The sequence below is a fragment of the Halomonas caseinilytica genome (assembly GCF_001662285.1).
Taxonomy (GTDB): domain Bacteria; phylum Pseudomonadota; class Gammaproteobacteria; order Pseudomonadales; family Halomonadaceae; genus Halomonas; species Halomonas caseinilytica.
The window spans coordinates 64609-81576 of sequence record NZ_BDEO01000010.1; the positions used below are offsets into that span (position 1 = coordinate 64609).

Annotated in this window: 13 protein-coding genes and 1 tRNA gene; 5 read left to right on the plus strand and 9 right to left on the minus strand. The window is 63.3% G+C overall.

Annotation, left to right across the window (positions count from 1 at the left end):
* Positions 1 to 34 precede the first annotated feature (34 nt).
* From HSDC_RS11945 to speB, 4 genes are all read right to left on the minus strand, one after another.
* Positions 35 to 1351: a purine-cytosine permease family protein gene (locus HSDC_RS11945; protein ID WP_064700176.1), complete on the minus strand. Its 1317-nt coding sequence runs from the start codon at positions 1349 to 1351 to the stop codon at positions 35 to 37.
* An 88-nt stretch (positions 1352 to 1439) separates the two neighbouring features.
* A complete protein-coding gene (locus HSDC_RS11950) occupies positions 1440 to 3071 on the minus strand; it encodes a 5-guanidino-2-oxopentanoate decarboxylase (protein WP_082920025.1) in 1632 nt (543 codons plus the stop codon).
* Positions 3072 to 3082: 11 nt separating this feature from the next.
* Positions 3083 to 4462, minus strand: a complete 1380-nt coding sequence (locus HSDC_RS11955) for a YjiH family protein (RefSeq protein WP_064700177.1) — start codon at positions 4460 to 4462, stop codon at positions 3083 to 3085.
* A gap of 66 nt (positions 4463 to 4528) precedes the next feature.
* Positions 4529 to 5479 (minus strand): agmatinase, encoded by a 951-nt coding sequence (speB, locus tag HSDC_RS11960; RefSeq protein WP_064700178.1) that lies wholly within the window; start codon positions 5477 to 5479, stop codon positions 4529 to 4531.
* A gap of 172 nt (positions 5480 to 5651) precedes the next feature.
* On the opposite strand from speB, the gene HSDC_RS11965 reads away from it, so the two are divergent.
* Positions 5652 to 7070: a sigma-54 interaction domain-containing protein gene (locus HSDC_RS11965; RefSeq protein ID WP_064700179.1), complete on the plus strand. Its 1419-nt coding sequence runs from the start codon at positions 5652 to 5654 to the stop codon at positions 7068 to 7070.
* A gap of 180 nt (positions 7071 to 7250) precedes the next feature.
* Here HSDC_RS11965 and HSDC_RS11970 read toward each other — a convergent pair whose 3' ends face one another.
* From HSDC_RS11970 to HSDC_RS11980, 3 genes are all read right to left on the minus strand, one after another.
* Positions 7251 to 8828, minus strand: coding sequence for a sigma 54-interacting transcriptional regulator (locus tag HSDC_RS11970; RefSeq protein WP_244534498.1), 1578 nt, complete (start codon positions 8826 to 8828; stop codon positions 7251 to 7253).
* 76 nt (positions 8829 to 8904) lie between these two features.
* Positions 8905 to 10353, minus strand: coding sequence for a hypothetical protein (locus HSDC_RS11975; RefSeq protein ID WP_064700180.1), 1449 nt, complete (start codon positions 10351 to 10353; stop codon positions 8905 to 8907).
* Between the two features lie 43 nt (positions 10354 to 10396).
* Complete coding sequence (locus HSDC_RS11980; protein ID WP_064700181.1) at positions 10397 to 11545, minus strand: iron-containing alcohol dehydrogenase; 1149 nt, start codon at positions 11543 to 11545, stop codon at positions 10397 to 10399.
* Between the two features lie 419 nt (positions 11546 to 11964).
* Between HSDC_RS11980 and HSDC_RS11990 the strand changes: the two genes are divergently transcribed.
* On the plus strand, positions 11965 to 13365 hold the full coding sequence (locus HSDC_RS11990) for a sugar porter family MFS transporter (protein ID WP_244534497.1): 1401 nt from the start codon (positions 11965 to 11967) through the stop codon (positions 13363 to 13365).
* Between the two features lie 187 nt (positions 13366 to 13552).
* Here the strand turns inward: HSDC_RS11990 and HSDC_RS11995 are convergent.
* Together HSDC_RS11995 and ispB are read right to left on the minus strand one after the other, a co-directional pair.
* Positions 13553 to 13629 (minus strand) — tRNA-Pro (locus tag HSDC_RS11995).
* Between the two features lie 93 nt (positions 13630 to 13722).
* The gene (gene ispB, locus HSDC_RS12000; RefSeq protein ID WP_064700184.1) at positions 13723 to 14724 is read right to left on the minus strand and encodes an octaprenyl diphosphate synthase; all 1002 of its coding nucleotides are present in this window, start codon (positions 14722 to 14724) and stop codon (positions 13723 to 13725) included.
* A gap of 272 nt (positions 14725 to 14996) precedes the next feature.
* Here ispB and rplU point away from each other — a divergent pair, with 272 nt between their 5' ends.
* The 3 genes from rplU to cgtA all read left to right on the plus strand — a co-directional run bounded on the left by rplU (position 14997) and on the right by cgtA (position 16873).
* Positions 14997 to 15308: a 50S ribosomal protein L21 gene (rplU, locus tag HSDC_RS12005; RefSeq protein ID WP_064700185.1), complete on the plus strand. Its 312-nt coding sequence runs from the start codon at positions 14997 to 14999 to the stop codon at positions 15306 to 15308.
* 34 nt (positions 15309 to 15342) lie between these two features.
* The gene (gene rpmA, locus HSDC_RS12010; protein WP_064700186.1) at positions 15343 to 15600 is read left to right on the plus strand and encodes a 50S ribosomal protein L27; all 258 of its coding nucleotides are present in this window, start codon (positions 15343 to 15345) and stop codon (positions 15598 to 15600) included.
* A gap of 85 nt (positions 15601 to 15685) precedes the next feature.
* A complete protein-coding gene (gene cgtA / locus HSDC_RS12015) occupies positions 15686 to 16873 on the plus strand; it encodes an Obg family GTPase CgtA (RefSeq protein WP_064700187.1) in 1188 nt (395 codons plus the stop codon).
* Positions 16874 to 16968 lie beyond the last annotated feature (95 nt).

Consider the following 16968-nt stretch of genomic DNA (forward strand, 5'->3'; position numbering starts at 1 on the left):
CCAGTGATGCGCTGTCGTGCGTTCGGGCTCTGTCTCATGTTCGGACCTTTCGCTGGCATCCGGCCATCTGGCTGGTGACGTAGTAGAGCGCGCCGGTGAGCACGAAGACCGGGAGCGATGCACCGAAACTCAGCGGGGCGACCCAGTTCCAGTAGTAGGCCAGTAGCGCGCCGACCAAGTAGCAGCCGAGGGCTCGCAGGTTGACCGCTGGAAGATGCTCGGCACGCGCGATCAGCCGTTGGGGGGTGTAGCCTTCGCGCCCGATGAGGAAGTAGTCGACGATCATCAGCGAGAAGGCCGGAATGAAGATGCTGCCGATGATCAACAAGAAGTTTTGGAAGCTGTCGAGAATGCCCGGAATCAGGGACCCCAGCACGGAGGCTATACCGATGATCAGGGCGGGTTTCCAGAACGTCGTGCGTGGACGAATGCTCATGTAGGAGAGCGTGGCGCTGTAGACGCACATCACGTTGGTGGTCAGCACGGAGAAGAAGATCACCAGCGAGGCGGGCAGTCCGAAGCCGAATCCGCTGAGCAGTTCGGTGGGATCGTAGGTTTGCGGGAATCCGATCGACACCGACAGTGCCGAGACGGTGGCGCCGAGTCCCATGGCGATCAGGGTGGCGGTGACATAGCCGCTCCAGGTGCCGAGTACGGCGGCTCGCGATGAACGGCAGTGCCGGTTGTAGTCGGCGGCCAGTGGAATCCAGGAAAAGGCGGTGGTGATGACGATATCGAAGGCTACGCCGGCACCCAGGGCACCGGTGGCATCCAGCTCGGTGATGCCGGGCAGGTCATAGTTGTGGGCCAGGGCGAACACCACCACCCCGGACAGGCCCAACATCAAGACGGCGGCGAGTTTTTCCGCTTTCTCGATGCCCAGGTGGCCGCGCAGGGCAATCAACACGACCAGGCTTTCGCAGAGGACCGTGAACAGGGCCACGTTGGAATAACCAGTCAGGGTGGACACGGCATGATCGAGGCTCATGCCGGCCAGCAAGGCCTGGATCCAGCTCCAGGCCACCAGTGCCAGCAGGTTGACCCAGGCGGGGAACATCGCACCCCGGCGCCCGAAGGTGCCGCGAGCCAGGACCATGGTGGTCATGCCGGTCTGTTGGCCCATCAGACCTATGAGCACCAGCGGCATGATACCGATGGCCGAGCCGACGAACACCAGTAGCATGGCGTGACCGAAGGTCAGGCTGGGCACCAGCAGCATTCCCGTCAGAATGGTGGTGACGACCACGTTGGCGCCCAGCCAGAGGGCGAAAGTGCCGGGCAAGCCCAGGCTATGTTCGACGTGCTCTGTAGCCAGGGTGTCCTGGCCCAGGAAGGGGGATGTATCGTTCATCTTCGCGTCCTTGATTGTTTTACGTAGAGACGGACTGGCGTTTTTGGTATCTCGTTGTTATGTGTGGAACGGCAGGGTGGTCACGCCCTCAAGCGCGAGCGACGGCATCGGCCCAGGCGGCGGCGTCGATCTCGATCAACATCGGCCCGCCGGAGGGGCGATGCGTCAGTGCGCGTATCAGGCCGTCGCGGTCGCCGACTCGCGTGGCGGCGCAGCCGAAGCCCGCTGCCAGTGCCTGGAAGTCCGGCGCTCGAATGTCCACGCCCAGCCGCTCGACGCCGGCAGCGTCCATGAAGCGGCGAATCTCCTCGTAGCCCTGGTTATGCCAGAGCAGGATCACCAGCGGCAGTCGCTCCTCGACGGCACAGGCCAGCTCGGGAAGGGTGAACATGATGCCGCCGTCGCCGACCAGCGAGACGACCGGCAGGTCGGGACGGGCGATCTGCGCGCCCATCGCCGCCGGCAGGCCGTAGCCGAGGGTGCCGTAGCCGGTGGAGGCGTTGAAGAAGCGCCGGGGCGCGGGCTGTGAAACCAGATGGTTGGCGGCATAGGTCGTGGCGCAGGAGTCTCCGACCAGGATGGCCTCGGGCAGTACCTCGGCCAATGTCGCGAACAGCGGCACATACTCGGTGAAGGCGGGGTCCTGCTTCAGGCCGAGAGCATCCAGAGCGGCGCGGGTGCGTTCGGCGCCTCGGCGCTCGCGCTTCTCGGGGAAGTGAGCCATCAGGGCGTTCAAGGCCTGGCTGGCATCGGCGCAGATGGCCAGGGCTGCATGATGGTTGCGGGCCAGTTGCTCGGGGTCGATGTCGATGCGGATCAAGCGGCCGGTGAGTGCGAAGCCGCCGTCGAAGACCACGTCGTAGTCGGTTTCACCGAGTTCGGTGCCGACGGCGAGGATCACATCGGCCTCGTTGGCCAGGCGGCGTACCGCCGGCAGCGAGGCATTGGCGCCGAGGTCCAGAGGATGATCGCGGCCCAGCAGTCCCTTGGCGTTGATGGTGGTGACGGTGGGCGCATCGAGGCCCTCGACCAGGCGACGGGCCGCGACGGGAGCGTCTACGCAGCCGCCACCCAGCAGTACCAGCGGGCGCTCGGCCGTGCGCAGCCAGGTGGCGGCTTCCTGGATGGCGGTGGCATCGGGCGCCGGAGGCGTCAAGCGCGGACGCTGCCAATGCGTGGGTGGCGCAACCGGAGCATCGAACAGGTCGATGGGAATCTCGATGTGCACCGGTCCGGGCCGACGGCTTTCGAACACCGCGAAGGCCCGTGCCAGGGCTTCCGGCAGCCCAGCGGGGTCGAGCAGGGTATGGCTGAAGCGCGAGACACCGGCCAGCAGCTGTTGCTGGCTGGGCAGCTCATGGAGCCGCCCCTGGCCACGCCCCAGGGTGTCGCGGCGATTGACGCTGGAGATCACCAGCATGGGCACGGAGTCGGCCAGCGCCTGGCCCATGGCGGTGGCAATGTTGGTCATGCCCGGCCCGGTGATGATGAAGCAGACGCCGGGCCGGCCGGTGGCCCGGGCATAGCCGTCGGCCATGAAACCGGCGCCCTGCTCGTGGCGCGGCGTGATGTGGCGCAGGCCGCTGTCGTGCAGGCCACGATAGAGCTCCACGGTGTGCACGCCCGGGATGCCGAAGATGGTGTCCACCTGGTAGGTATCGCGCAGCAGGCGGATCAGCAGGTCGGCGCAGGTCATGTCGGGATGGTTGGTGTCACGCATGTCGAGCCTCCTCAGCCGACCAGCCAGTGGCCCATGATCACGATGATCGGCAGGGTGATGGCGGTGCGCAGCAGGAAGATGACCACCAGCTCCCAGAGCTTGAGCGGAATCTTGGACTTCAGCAGCAGAGCACCGATCTCGGACATGTAGATCAACTGGGTCAGCGACAGGCAGGCGATGACGAAGCGCGTCAGTTCGCTCTCGATGTCGCTGGCCAGCACCGCCGGCAAAAACATGTCGGCAAAACCCACCAGGGTGGCCGGCGCGGCGGCCGCGGCCTCGGGCACACGCATCCACTCGAGGATCGGCACCATGGGGTACGACAGCCAGGTGAACAGCGGCGTGAACTCGGCGAACACCAGGGCGATCGTGCCGATGGCAATCACCAGCGGTAGCAGGCCGAAGAAGATGTCGGCGACGTTGAACAGGGCCCGGCGCAGCAGTTCGTGGGGGCCCGGTGCCTTCTCGGCCCGCGCCACGGCCATGCCGAGGCTGTAGCGCAACAGGCCGGTGGAGCCGGTGCGTTCCTCGGCGATGCGGCAGCCGACGGGTTCATAGTAGGTATTCGGCTTGCGCGACAGCGGCGGCAGGCGCGGCACGATCACCGCGGCGATGAGCCCCGCCACCACGACCGTCAGGTAGAAGGGAATGAAGAGGTGGTTGATGCCGATGAAGCTGGTCACCAGCAGGGCGAAGGCGATGGAGACGATTGAGAAGTTGGTGGCAATGGCCGAGGCTTCACGACGGTTGTAGTAGCCCTGTTCGTATTGCTGGGTGGTGATCAGCACGCCCACGGTGCCCGAGCCCATCCAGGAGGCAGTGGCATCGATGGCGCTGCGTCCCGGCAGACCGAAGATCCGTCGGAAGGGCGTGCGCACCAGACTGCCGATGAACTCCATGAAGCCGAAATCGACCAGGAAAGGCAGCAGGAGGGCGGCGAAGAAGAAGAAGGTCAACAGCACCGGCGCCAGGTCATTGAGCATCACCCCGCCGGTGAAGGAGGCGGTGATCACGTCCGGCCCGACCTGGAAGAAGGTCATCAGGGCAAAGGCGGCGCCCAGCAGGCGCATCACCAGCCACAGTGGCGCGACGCCGAACAGCTCGCCCAGGGCATTGTCGCGGGCCCAGGCGGGGTTGGTGAACTTGACGAGCAGGGTCAGCAGTACCGAGAGGCACAGCACGACCACGGCAATGGCCGGCAGGGCGTCGCCGAGCAGGGCCTTGAGGCCATCGGCGAGCAATCCCATGCCGATGTTGATGGTGTCGCCCGTCGAGAAGGGCACCAGGAACATGCCGATACCGATCAAGGACGGCACGATGAACTTGAGCAGCCCGGATTTTCCCAAGGGGCCGCCGGTCGCGGTAGATGTTGTGGAGTCGAGGGAGGACATGATGAAACCCTGTTTGGCGTTGTAATGGGGATGCCCGACCGATGGGCCGGGACAGCTATTCGGGTGTCAGTCGCGGTATTGGACGCCGGGCAGCACGCACAGCATCTCGTAGAGCAGGGTGGCGCCCATCAGGGCGGTGTTGCCGCTGGTGTCGTAGGGCGGAGCGACCTCGACGAGATCACCGCCGACCACGTTGAGTCCCCGGGCGCCACGCACGATCTCGAGCCCCTGTTGGGCGGTCAGGCCGCCCATCTCCACGGTGCCGGTGCCCGGTGCCACCGAGGGGTCCAGGCCGTCGATGTCGAAGGAGATGTAGACCGGGCCGGCGCCCATCTGCTCGCGGACCTCGGCCATCAGGGGCGCCAGCGACTTGTACCAGCATTCCTCGGCGGTGACGACGCGAAAGCCTTGCTTCCGGCACCAGTCGAAGTCGTCGGCCGCATAGCCGGTGCCGCGCAGGCCGATCTGAACGACGCGCTGGCTGTCCAGCAGGCCTTCTTCTTGGGCGCGGCGGAAGGGGCAGCCATGGGCGACCTCTTCGCCGAACATCTGGTCGTTTATGTCGGCGTGGGCGTCGATATGAATCAACCCGACCGGGCCGTGCTTCTTGGCGATGGCGCGCAGCACGGGCCAGGTCAGGGTGTGGTCGCCGCCCAGGGTCAGCGGCACGCAATCCTGCGCAAGCACGGCATCATAGTGGCGCGTGATGATGTCGAGGTTCTTGGGCAGGTTGAAGGTGTTGATCGGCACATCGCCGATGTCGGCCACCTGCAGGCTGTCGAAGGGCGCGGCGCGGGTGGCCATGTTGTAGGGGCGCAGCATGCGCGACTCATCGCGGATCTGGCGCGGCCCGAGGCGAGTGCCCGGACGGTTCGAGGTGCCGATGTCCATGGGGATGCCAAGGAAGGCGGCATCGAGGCCGGTGGCGTCGTCCTGGGTGGGCAGGCGCATCATGGTGGAGGGGCCGCCGAAACGGGGCATCTCGTTACCGCCGAGGGGCTGGTTGAAATCGCTCATGGTGGGCTTCCCGAGTCGTGGTGATTGTCTCTCTGGTTCTAGCAGGAAATGTGCCAGGATTTTATTTTCTTGTTTTTCAGTAAGTTATCGGGATGAGTGATCCATTTTTGAATCGCCTGACAGGCTTGGATGATACACTTGTGGATCAATGATCCATGAATGAATCGATGCCATGAGCGATCTCGACTCCCTGACCCTGCGCACCATTATCGAAACCGCCCACGACCACTTCTTCGTGGTCGAGGCCGATGGACGAATACGCGATGTCAGCCCGGCAGCGGCGGCGGTGTACGGCATGTCCCGTGAGGCTCTGTGTCGTACCACGGTTCAGGCGCTGGAAGCCGAGGGGGTGCTGCGACCCTCGGTCAGCCTGGAAGTGATGCGTACCGGCGAGCCGGCTCAGGTGGCCCAGGTGACCAGCACGGGGCGTCGTGTCATCGCCCAGGCACATCCGGTGTTCGATGCCGGCAAGCTGGTTGCCGTGGTCAGCCGCTCGATGGATCTCACCGATCTGCAGTTGCTGCAGGAGGAATACGCCCTGCTGCAGCGGCGCTTCAACGAGCATTTGAGACGGGGTGGCGGCGAAGAGGCCGGCAGCGAGATCGAACTGGCGGACCTGGAGGCTCGCAGCGGGTTGATGCGCGAGGTCGCGCTGCTGCTCAAGCGAGTGGCACCGACGGATGCCACGGTGTTGATGCTCGGTGAGTCGGGGGTCGGCAAGACCGCCTTCGCCCGACAGTTGCACCGCTGGAGTCCTCGGCACAAGGGCCCCTTCGTCGACGTCAATTGCGGGGCGATTCCCGAGAGCCTGTTCGAATCCGAGATGTTCGGCTATCGGCAGGGGGCCTTCAGTGGCGCCGCGCCGGGCGGCAAGGCGGGGCTGATGGAGCAGGCCGAGGGTGGCACGCTGTTTCTGGACGAGGTCGGCGAGCTGCCGCTGCCGATGCAGGCCAAGCTGCTCAAGGTGATCCAGGATGGCTGCATCACGCGGCTCGGCGATACCCGCGCGAGGCGTGTCGATTTCCGCCTGGTGGTGGCCACCAACCAGGACCTGGCGCGCAGTGTCGAGGCCGGTCGCTTCCGGTTGGATCTCTATTATCGTCTCAACGTCATCCCCGTGACCCTGCCGCCGCTGCGGGAGCGCCGCGAGGATATTCCCGGCCTGGTCGAGCGCCACCTGCAGCGTCTCAACACGCGTTATGGTCGCGACAAGATCATCGCCCGCGATGCCTGGCAGACGCTGATGGGCTGGGAGTGGCCCGGCAACGTGCGCGAGCTCGAGAACTGGCTGGAGCGTGCCTGGCTCTCGGCGAGCGAAGACGTGATTCGGCCCCGGCAGGTGCCCGGGCAGCCGGAAGGTCCCGAGCGAGCCGCGACCACGACGCGGGAGGCGGCGCCGTCCGGATGCCGCGGCCTGGCCGAAGGCGAGACGCTCCAGAGCGCGCTGGCCCGCACCGAACGCGACATCCTGGCCGCGCTGTGTCGCGAAGCGAACTCGACCTACGCCATCGCCGAGCGCCTCGGCATCAGCCAGCCCAGCGTGGTGAGGAAGTTGCGACGACACGGGTTGCGTATCGAGCGCTCGCGTTAGGAGATCGTGCCGGACGACATCGGTGGTAGCGGTCAGCACTTGGTGTAGGGATGTTCCACGGCCCCGAAAGAGTGGGTTCTTGGCCATGACATCACAAACTTCGTCATCGAGACGGAGTGATATGTCGGGTCCATCAAGCTGGGAGACATGGTGTCGAATCTGCCTGACACGAAGCCGGGCTCAGGCAGAGCGTGAGCAGCGCCAGCGCCGGGTCTTCTTGACCAGCGTCGACTGGTCGATGCCGAGGGCTGCGGCAGCCGCACGAGTCGTGCCATGGGTGGCTAGCGCCGTCTCGATCAACTGGCGTTCCAGTTCTGTGACCTGTTCTCGCAGGGAACCGCCGCCGATGGCCGGTGAATCGGGTCTCTCGCGCGAAGCGGGAACATGGGGCAAGCCGTGCGGCGTGATTTCCTGCTCGGTGGCGCTGACCACCAGGCGTTCCGTGAGATTGATCAACTCTCTGATATTGCCGGGCCAGTCATGGCCGGCGAGAAGTTCGAGGCTCTCGGGGTGCCAGCATCGATCTTGATGGTGGCGCTGGTTGAAGTGCTCCAGGTAATGATTGAGCAGGGGAATGATTTCTTCTCGGCGTTCGCGCAAGGGAGGTAGTGTCAGGGGCACGACGCTGAGACGATAATAGAGGTCCTCGCGGAACTGGCCCAGATGGACCTGTTGTTGCAGGTCGCGGTGGGTCGCACAGATCAGTCGGATGTTGGCATGGCGAAATTCGGTGCCGCCGACCGGCAGGAAGCGGTTTTCCTCGACGACCTTGAGCAACTTGGCCTGCAAGGCCAGGGGGAGGTCGCCGATCTCGTCGAGCAGCAGGGTGCCGCCGTGGGCAACATCCAATAGGCCCTGCTTGCCGCGAGGCGCGGCCCCGGTGAAGGCGCCCGGGCTATAGCCGAAGAGCTCGGCTTCGAGCAGCCCCTCTGGCATGGCAGTGCAGTTAAGCTCGAGAAACGGTCCCTCGGCACGTTCGCTATGCTGATGGATATAGCGAGCCAGTAGTGTCTTGCCCGTGCCCGTTTCTCCCTGGATCAATACCTTGACCTGCGTGGGGGCGATACGCCTGGCCAGTGCATAGCACGCTCGGGATTGGGGGCTGACGATCAACCACGGTGGCTGGTCGTCGATCCTGACATCCACATCATAGGCCTCGCGCATGCGGCGAATCTGTGCGAGCTGTTCCTGGGCATGCTTGGCGCGCAGTAGTTCGGTGACGTCGCGGACGCTGGTGATCACATAGCGTAGTGCCCCCTCGTTATCGAGCAAGGGCATGCCACTGACGAGGATCTTGTCGTGGTCGCGGATACTCTGCACCAGGGTGATGGGGCGACGTTCCCGAATCACTTCCAGCGACACGGATTTCGAGATGTAGCCGGCCTTGACCAGGTCGGCCATGTGTCGGCCCACCACGTCATCGCGCCGAATTCCGGTGAGACGCTCATAGGCCGTGTTGACGGTGACCGTGATCCCTCGAGCGTCGGTGATGTAGACCCCGTCGTGCAAGGCATTCAGCACCGAGCGCAATGGTTCGTGATCGAAGCCGTGGCTCGAGACATCGGCGATGTCGAGCGAGGGGGAATCGCCGGTAACGCGATAGCGCAGGCATTCACCAACCTGGTTCTCGAGCCTGGCCTCCCGAACGGCGGCGTCGACATCGGTCTGGGTCAGCACGCCAATGGCCTGGCCGACGTCGTCGAATACTTCGACAGCGCCGACGTCCTGCTGCTCGAAGAGTGGCCGGACTTCCGCCATGCTCTGAGTTTCCCTGATGTGCCGCATGTCCTGCCTCCGGTAAAGGCGCCCGTCGGGAGGGCCGACGGGCGTTGCCTCAATGTACGTCAAGCGAGGCATCGGACTCATGTAGACTCTTGGTTGAGTCGGAGACGGGACGTTGGGGCGTGGTGTCTCTGGTCAGATCCTTGGCGAAGGTGCCATCGTTTTCTCCCGAGAAGAAACGGCGACCGTAGATCAGCAGGCACAGCAATACGCCAACCGCAAAGGCCCAGGTGGCTCCCTTGATGACCAGCACGGCGGCAATCACGCCGGCGATCCCCAGGTCGCGTTGGCTGCGCGCTTCCATGATGCCGATGCGCACGCTGACATAGCCCTGGATCAACAGGGTAAGTGCCAGCGCAATGCCGAGAATCGGCTGTACCAGGCTGACGATGGGGAGCAGCAGCAGGCCGGTATTGGTGCCCCAGCGGAACGAGCCCGAACCGCCGAAGATCGAGTCCATGGCGGCCTTGCCCTCCTTGTAGCGTTCGGTGACCACTACCTGCATGGCAGCCCAGAGCGGGCCACACATCACCACATCAGGGCCAAGCACGCTCATGCCGAGATTGCGTCCACCGAAGATCATGTGAGCGCGGTCGGGGTTGTAATCGACTTTCTCATCGCGTCGCATGTCGTCGGCTTCGTCGAGTAGGGCCTTGCTTTGCAGTACATCGCCGAACAGTACGATATAGGCAGCAAGAACAGTGGGAATGGCAGTGACGTACATCGACAGCGGCGGGAGTCCGACACCGAAGACGGTGTACTCGCTGAACATCAGCGCGAAGTCGGGTTGGCTGAACCCCCACTCCACGTTGGGCCAGGGCGCTTCACCGAAGAGTGGTGCGATGATGATGGCCAGGACGATGATGGGGAAAATGCCGAGCTTGCCGAGCGTGGCCCAAACTCCGCCACTTGCTTTCAGTTGGGCGAAGTGGCGAGAGAAGATCAGGTAGAAGGCCAGGCCTACGGCGATGCTGATGGTGAAGGGATATTGCGAGAAACGCCCTCCCTCGTCGAAGACCACCACGATGGCGGCCAGACCGGCGCCCATGATCACACCGGCCTTGATGGCGGAGGGGATGAGACTCACTACCCTGGCTGCCAGTCCTGTTCGCCCGAGGAAAAGGGCCAGGATCCCCAGCATCATCTGGAAGGCGATCAATGCATGGACCCGGGCTTCACCTTCGGGAAACGTCGATACGTAAGCCATCAGCAAAGGGATGGCTGGCGTGATCCAGCCGGGGACGACAGGATCGCCAAACAGGTGGTGCAGGAGATATAGCACCCCGTTCAGCATCACGATGGCAAGTGCCGCCTCGAAGGGCATGCCCAGCAGTTCCGTCATCAAGGGGATGGCAGCCAGGTCCACCGCACACATCAATAGCCCCTGAAGATAGTCGGGCAACTCGAAGCGATAATGAAGGAAGGGAAGGCGGAGCTTGAAAGGCCCCAGAGCGATATAAGGGGTTTCCGCGCCTTCGGCACGCTGTTTCCATTGATTCATGGCGTATCTCCACTATTGGTGTTGTTATCAAGGCAGGAAATGCCTAATAGGCAGCGCGGTAGATCTGCTCGATATCGTCACGACTCAGGACGCGAGGATTGTTGCGCAGAAGGCGCTCGACCTGGCTGGCTGCTTCGGCCAGTTCGGGAAGGGCGGATTCAGGGATATCGAATGCCCGCAGTTGTGCTGGAATCTCGACGTCACGGCACAATCGGTGCAATCGCGCGATGACGTTATCGGCGATCTGGGTGGCAGACAGGCCTCGGCACGGTTCGTCGAAGGCATGAGCGATATCGTGGAAGCGTTCGACGCAGGCCAGCTTGTTCCAGGCCATGACATGCGGCAATAGCAAGGCGTTACTCACGCCGTGGGCCAGGTGGTAACGGCCACCCAGGGGGTAGGCCAGGGCATGTACGGCACCGACGCCGGCATTGCCGAAGGCCAGCCCTGCCATCAGACTGCCGGTGGCCATGTCTTCGCGTGCGGCGAGGTTGTTCGGGTTGGCGAATGCCTTGGGCAGGGCCCTGACGATCAGCGTCATGGCCTTGAGCGCCAATGCATCGGTCAAGGGGCTGGCGAAGTTCGAAAGATAAGCCTCGATGGCGTGAACGAGGGCGTCTACACCACTGGCGGCGGTCACCGAGCGCGGGCAGCTCACTGTCATTTCCGGGGCCACCAGGGCAACGTCGGGCAGCAAGTCGTCGCTGACGATACCGCGCTTCGTGCCTTGCTGGTTGTCGGCGAGGATGGCGATGTTGGTGACTTCGGAGCCCGTGCCGGCAGTTGTAGGAAGGGCGATCAGAGGCACTCGCGATGATTCGACCTTGTCCTCGCCGAACAAGGTTTCCAGGGCATTGTTGTGCCGGGCATAAACGGACACGCTTTTTGCGATATCCATGGCGCTTCCGCCACCGACGGCGATCAAGCCGTCATGTCCCCCATGTCGAAAGACCTGGGTGCATTCCTCGACGATCTCGATTTCCGGTTCAGGCGGCACGCGATCGTAGATGGCGTAATCCAGATCCTTCATTCGGGACGTCACGAGATCCAGGGTGCCCGACTCGCGTACGCCACGGTCGGTGACGAGCAGTGGCTTTTGCATGCCAAGCTTGCTGGCCTGAGAGGGAAGTTCGTGCAAGGCCTGTTGGCCGGTAATCAGGCGATGGGCGGTCTTGAAGCTACTGACGTGCATGGGCGCTATCTCTTGTTGGTATCGAAGGCCAGTTTCCGGCGCATTGATAAGCGCCAGTCCCTGGAGCGATGTAGCAAGAGATGTGCCACTTCGGTGTGTTTTATAACTTGTTGAAACTTAGTGTTAATGTCGCCTATTGGTGGTTGATGGCGGAACTGTTGATGAATTTCGTCATCGTTTTGCTGGTTGTTGATGCCAAATATCATCAGAGCTGTATCCAGCCGCCTGGCGACAGGCGGCGTTCATGTTCCTGCATGCTTCTCATACCAAAGTTCGAGCGCACTTCGCGGCCGGGGCTGCTGTAATGGCCTTCAGCTGACACGATTCACCTATTGGCTTGGTTCAATGCCTGTTGGATTTTTCAGTTATTAGATGAATCGATTCACTTAGATCGCCAATGCCTTGAGAAGAAGAGGACAATGACAATGACGCGTATCGTGCAATGGTCGATCACCGTGGCCCTGGCCGGTTTCCTGTTCGGCTTCGACACGGCGGTGATCTCGGGCGCCGACAAGCCCATCCAGGCGCTCTGGGGACTCAGTGATCTCCAGCATGGCCTGCTGATCATGTCCATGGCCCTGTGGGGCACCGTGCTGGGCGCCATCTTCGGCAACTGGCCCACCGACACCTTTGGCCGTCGCGCCACCCTGCTCATCATCGGTGTGTTCTACCTGGTCTCCGCCGTGGGCTCCGCGGTAGTGTCGGATCCGGTGCTGTTCGCCCTATTCCGACTGCTCGGCGGCATCGGTGTGGGTATCTCCTCGGTGGCTGCCCCCACCTACATCTCCGAGATCGCTCCACCGAAGCATCGCGGCCTGCTGGTCGCCATGTATCAGTTCAATATCGTCTTCGGCATCCTGATGGCGTTCATCTCGAACTACATTATCGGCAGTCTGGTCGCCGAGGATGCCTGGCGCTGGATGCTTGGCATCGAGGCAGTGCCGGCCCTGCTCTATACGTTGATGATCACGCGAGTGCCGCGTAGCCCGCGCTGGCTGATTCTCAAGCGCAACGATGTCGCGGAGGCGACTCGCGTGCTGCGCCTGATCAATCCCGAGGCGGATACTGACGCGGAGATTGCCACGATTCGTGCTGCCGAGGACGAGGAGCGCAGCGCGCATGCCAGGTTCTTCTCGCGCCGTTATCGCTTGCCGATCCTGCTGGCTTTCCTGATTGCCTTCTTCAATCAACTCTCCGGCATCAACTTCATCATCTATTATGCGCCTCGAGTGCTCGAGGCCGCTGAGCTGGAGAGTCAGGCGGCGCTGCTGTCGACGGCCGGTATTGGTCTGGTCAACCTGGTCTTCACCATGGTCGGCATGTCCTTGATCGACAGGTTCGGGCGGCGCACCCTGCTTTTCATCGGCTCTGCCGGTTATTTGCTGTCCCTGGTACTGATTTCGAGAGCCTTCTTCACCGATGCGCTGGGTGGCATCGAAGTACCGCTGTTGCTCGGCCTGTTCATTGCCGCTCATGCCATCAGCCAGGGCGCGGTGATCTGGGTGTTCATTGCCGAGGTCTTCCCCAACCATGTGCGTGCTCGTGGTCAATCCTTCGGCAGCTCGATTCACTGGATCTTTGCGGCCCTGATCACGCTGGTCATGCCCTGGGTGCTGGGTACCTTCAGCGGCGGCCCGGTGTTCGCCTTCTTCGCCGTCATGATGCTGCTGCAGCTGGTGTTCGTGCTGTTCCTGATGCCGGAAACGCGCAATGTCTCGCTTGAGGAGCTGCAGCGACACCTGGTCGGTGACAACGTCAAGCTGCGCCGTGTGCATCTTTCCAGTGCTCGGGCACATGCGGCGCCAGTTGCCGGTAAGTGAGCGTGCGGGGAGGTGAGCGATTTCGGGCTTGCCTCCCTGTCCCTGTCATGAGGAGGCATAGAACGACGCCAGGCACTTCGAGGCGCCTTTGGGGAGAGTAAAGCAGGGGGCGTGAGTGAGAAAACAGCGAGCAATAAAAAACGGCCACCGCTCTGATGAGGCAAGTGGCCGTTTTTACGGATGTTCTTGGTCGGAGTAGCAGGATTCGAACCTACGACCTCTGCCTCCCGAAGGCAGCGCTCTACCAAGCTGAGCTATACTCCGATGTCGAGCCCTGCGGGCGACAACGGATGCGTATTATACGTAAACGAGCGGGGCGTGCAAGCCCCATGAGCATGCCAGCTGTCGTGCCGATGGTCAGGTACGGCGGTCCACAGCGCGGTGTGCCAGTTGCTCCATGCTGTCGCGGAAGACGGAGGGCGGCAGGGCCGCGAGCTGGGCCAGGGCCTTGGTCGACATTTCCTCCGCGCGGCGTTGGGTGTAGTCCAGCGCGCCGGTGTCGTGGACGATGGCCAGAACCTCGTCGAGCCGTTCGAGGCCACCTTGGCGAATGGCCTGGCGGATCACCTTGGCCTGTTCGGTTGTGCCGACGGCCATGGCCTGGATCAGCGGCAGGGTGGGTTTGCCCTCGGCCAGGTCGTCACCGACGTTCTTGCCCATGGTGTCGGCGTCGCCCTGGTAGTCGAGAAGGTCGTCGACTAGTTGAAAGGCAAGGCCGAGATAGCGGCCGTAGGCCTGCAGGGCGGCTTCCTGCTCCGGGGTGGCGTCGGCGACGATGGCGCCGCAGTGCGAGGCCGCCTCGAACAGCATGGCGGTCTTGCCCTGGATGGTCTCGAAGTAGGCCGCTTCATCGACATCCGGGTTGCCGACGTTGGTCAACTGCTGGACTTCGCCTTCGGCGATGGTGCAGGTGGCCGCCGAGAGAACTTCCATGATGCGCATGGAGCCGACCCCGACCATCATCTGGAAGGAGCGCGAATAGAGGAAGTCGCCCACCAGTACCGAGGGGGCGTTGCCCCAGGCGTCGTTGGCGGTGGCCCGGCCTCGGCGCATGTGCGATTCGTCGACCACGTCGTCATGCAGCAGCGTCGAGGTGTGCATGAACTCGATCAGGGTGGCCAGCGTAACGTGCTGGTTGCCCTCGTAGCCCAGGGAGCGCGCGGCCAGTAGCACCAGCAGAGGGCGCATGCGCTTGCCGCCACTGTCGACGATGTACTGGCCGATGGCTTCCACCAGTGGGATGCGCGAGGCAAGCTGGGTCTGGATGGTGCGGTTGACGGCGGCAAAGTCTTCGGCCACCACCGCGTGGATCGGCGTGTCGGGGGTGGTGAGCTGTGTCGGCGCGGTGGTGGCTGGCATGAAGGCGATATCGATGAGACGTAGTGGGTGGTCGAGGTTTGACCGAATTGTCGGCCATGCTATGGGCCCCCCTGAGGGGCGTCAAGCGTGCCAGCGCCTCTTTGGGCCGGGGCGTGGCGATGGCGAGGCGCAGGTGTTGTTGAATGTTGGCAGCTTCGCCGCTATAATCCGCGACCCACTCATCTCGCTCCCTGTCAGATGGTGCCAAGAGGGGTGCCACTCGAAGCAGGTCGACGAAGAGCCAACTCCCGATGAGTCCTGGAGAGAGAAACATGTACGCAGTTATCAAGAGCGGTGGCAAGCAATACCGCGTTCAGGAAGGCCAGACGCTCAAGCTCGAGAAGCTGGAAGTGCCGACCGGCGACACCGTCGAGTTCGACGAAGTGCTGCTGGTGGGCAACGATGACGACGTCACGGTTGGCGCGCCGAACGTCGAGGGTGCCAAGGTGTCTGCCGAGGTCGTGTCTCACGGCCGTGGCGAGAAGGTGAAGATCATCAAGTTCCGTCGCCGCAAGCACAGCATGACGCGCAAGGGCCACCGTCAGTGGTTCACCGAAGTCAAGATCACCGGGATCTCCGCGTAAGCGGTCAGTCCCCTGAACGAGCGAGGTATTTGCAATGGCTCACAAGAAGGCAGCGGGCTCTACCCGTAACGGTCGCGACAGCGAATCCAAGCGCCTCGGCGTCAAGCTGTTCGGCGGCCAGGCCGTTTCCCCGGGTAACATCATCGTCCGTCAGCGTGGCACCAAGTTCCATGCCGGCGCCGGTGTCGGGATCGGCAAGGACTACACCCTGTTCGCTCTGGACGAGGGCGTGGTCAAGTTCGAGACCAAGGGTCCGAAGAATCGCAAGTTCGTGAGCGTCGTCTCCGCCTGAGACCGCCCCGAACTGTCGCGAGAAGGCCCCGCCATGGCGGGGCCTTCTTGTATCATGGCGATATGGATCGCCGGGAGAATGACCAATGCAGTTCGTCGACGAAGCCTCGATCATCGTGGAAGCCGGCAAGGGCGGCAATGGCTGTCTGAGCTTTCGCCGCGAGAAGTATGTGCCCAAGGGCGGCCCCGATGGCGGCGATGGTGGCCATGGTGGCAGTGTCTACCTGATCGGTGACGACGCCCTGAATACCCTCATCGACTTCAAGTACCAGCGCTTCTACAAGGCTCAGAACGGCCAGCCGGGGCAGGGCCGGCAGATGAGCGGGCGCGCCGGCGAGGACCTGCACGTCAAGGTGCCGGTGGGCACCACGGTGATCGACGAGGACACCCTCGAGGTGATTGCCGATGTGACCGAGGCTGGGCAGGTGGTGCTCGTCGCCCAGGGCGGTCGTCGCGGGCTCGGCAACATTCACTTCAAGTCCTCGACCAACCGGGCGCCGCGGCGTACCACGCCGGGTACCGAGGGCGAGCGTCGCAACCTGCGCTTCGAGATGAAGGTGATGGCGGATGTCGGTCTGCTGGGCATGCCCAATGCCGGCAAGTCGACCCTGATCCGCTCGGTCTCGGCGGCCAAGCCCAAGGTGGCCAATTACCCGTTCACCACCCTGGTGCCCAACCTCGGTGTGGTGAAGCTCGGCCAGCATGAGCATTTCGTCATGGCCGACGTGCCGGGCCTGATCGAGGGGGCGTCGGATGGCGCGGGCCTGGGGTTGCGTTTCCTCAAGCACCTGACGCGCACGCGACTGCTGCTGCATGTGGTCGATGTCGCGCCCTTCGATGAGAGCGATCCGGTGGCGGCCGCCCAGGCCATTGCTCACGAACTGGGGCAGTTCTCGCCGGCGCTCGCCGAACGTCCGCGCTGGCTGGTCCTCAACAAGCTCGACCTGCTGCCGGCGGAAGAGCGCGATGCCGCGGTCGACGACATCGTGACGCGCCTGGCGTGGCAGGGGCCTGTCTTCCGGCTGTCAGCGATCAGCGGCGAGGGGACCGATGCCCTGGTGCAGGCCGTGCATCGTTGGCTCACCGAGCAGCGTCGGCTGGAGAACGAGGACGAGGAGGCCGCCGAGCACGAACGCGAGATGCGCCGTCGCATGGACGACGAGGCCGTGGCGCGTGCCGAGTCTCGTCTGGGTCGTAAGCGCAAGCGAGCCGACGAGGACGACGATGACTTCGATGATGATGATTATGATGTCGAGGTCGAATACGCGCCCTGAGGGGTAAGGAACTGGCTGCGCTCGACCATGTGGGGTTAAAGGCAGGCTCAAGATGCTCATGTGCAATAGCGGACTCCGCTCTTCGAGCGGCAGAG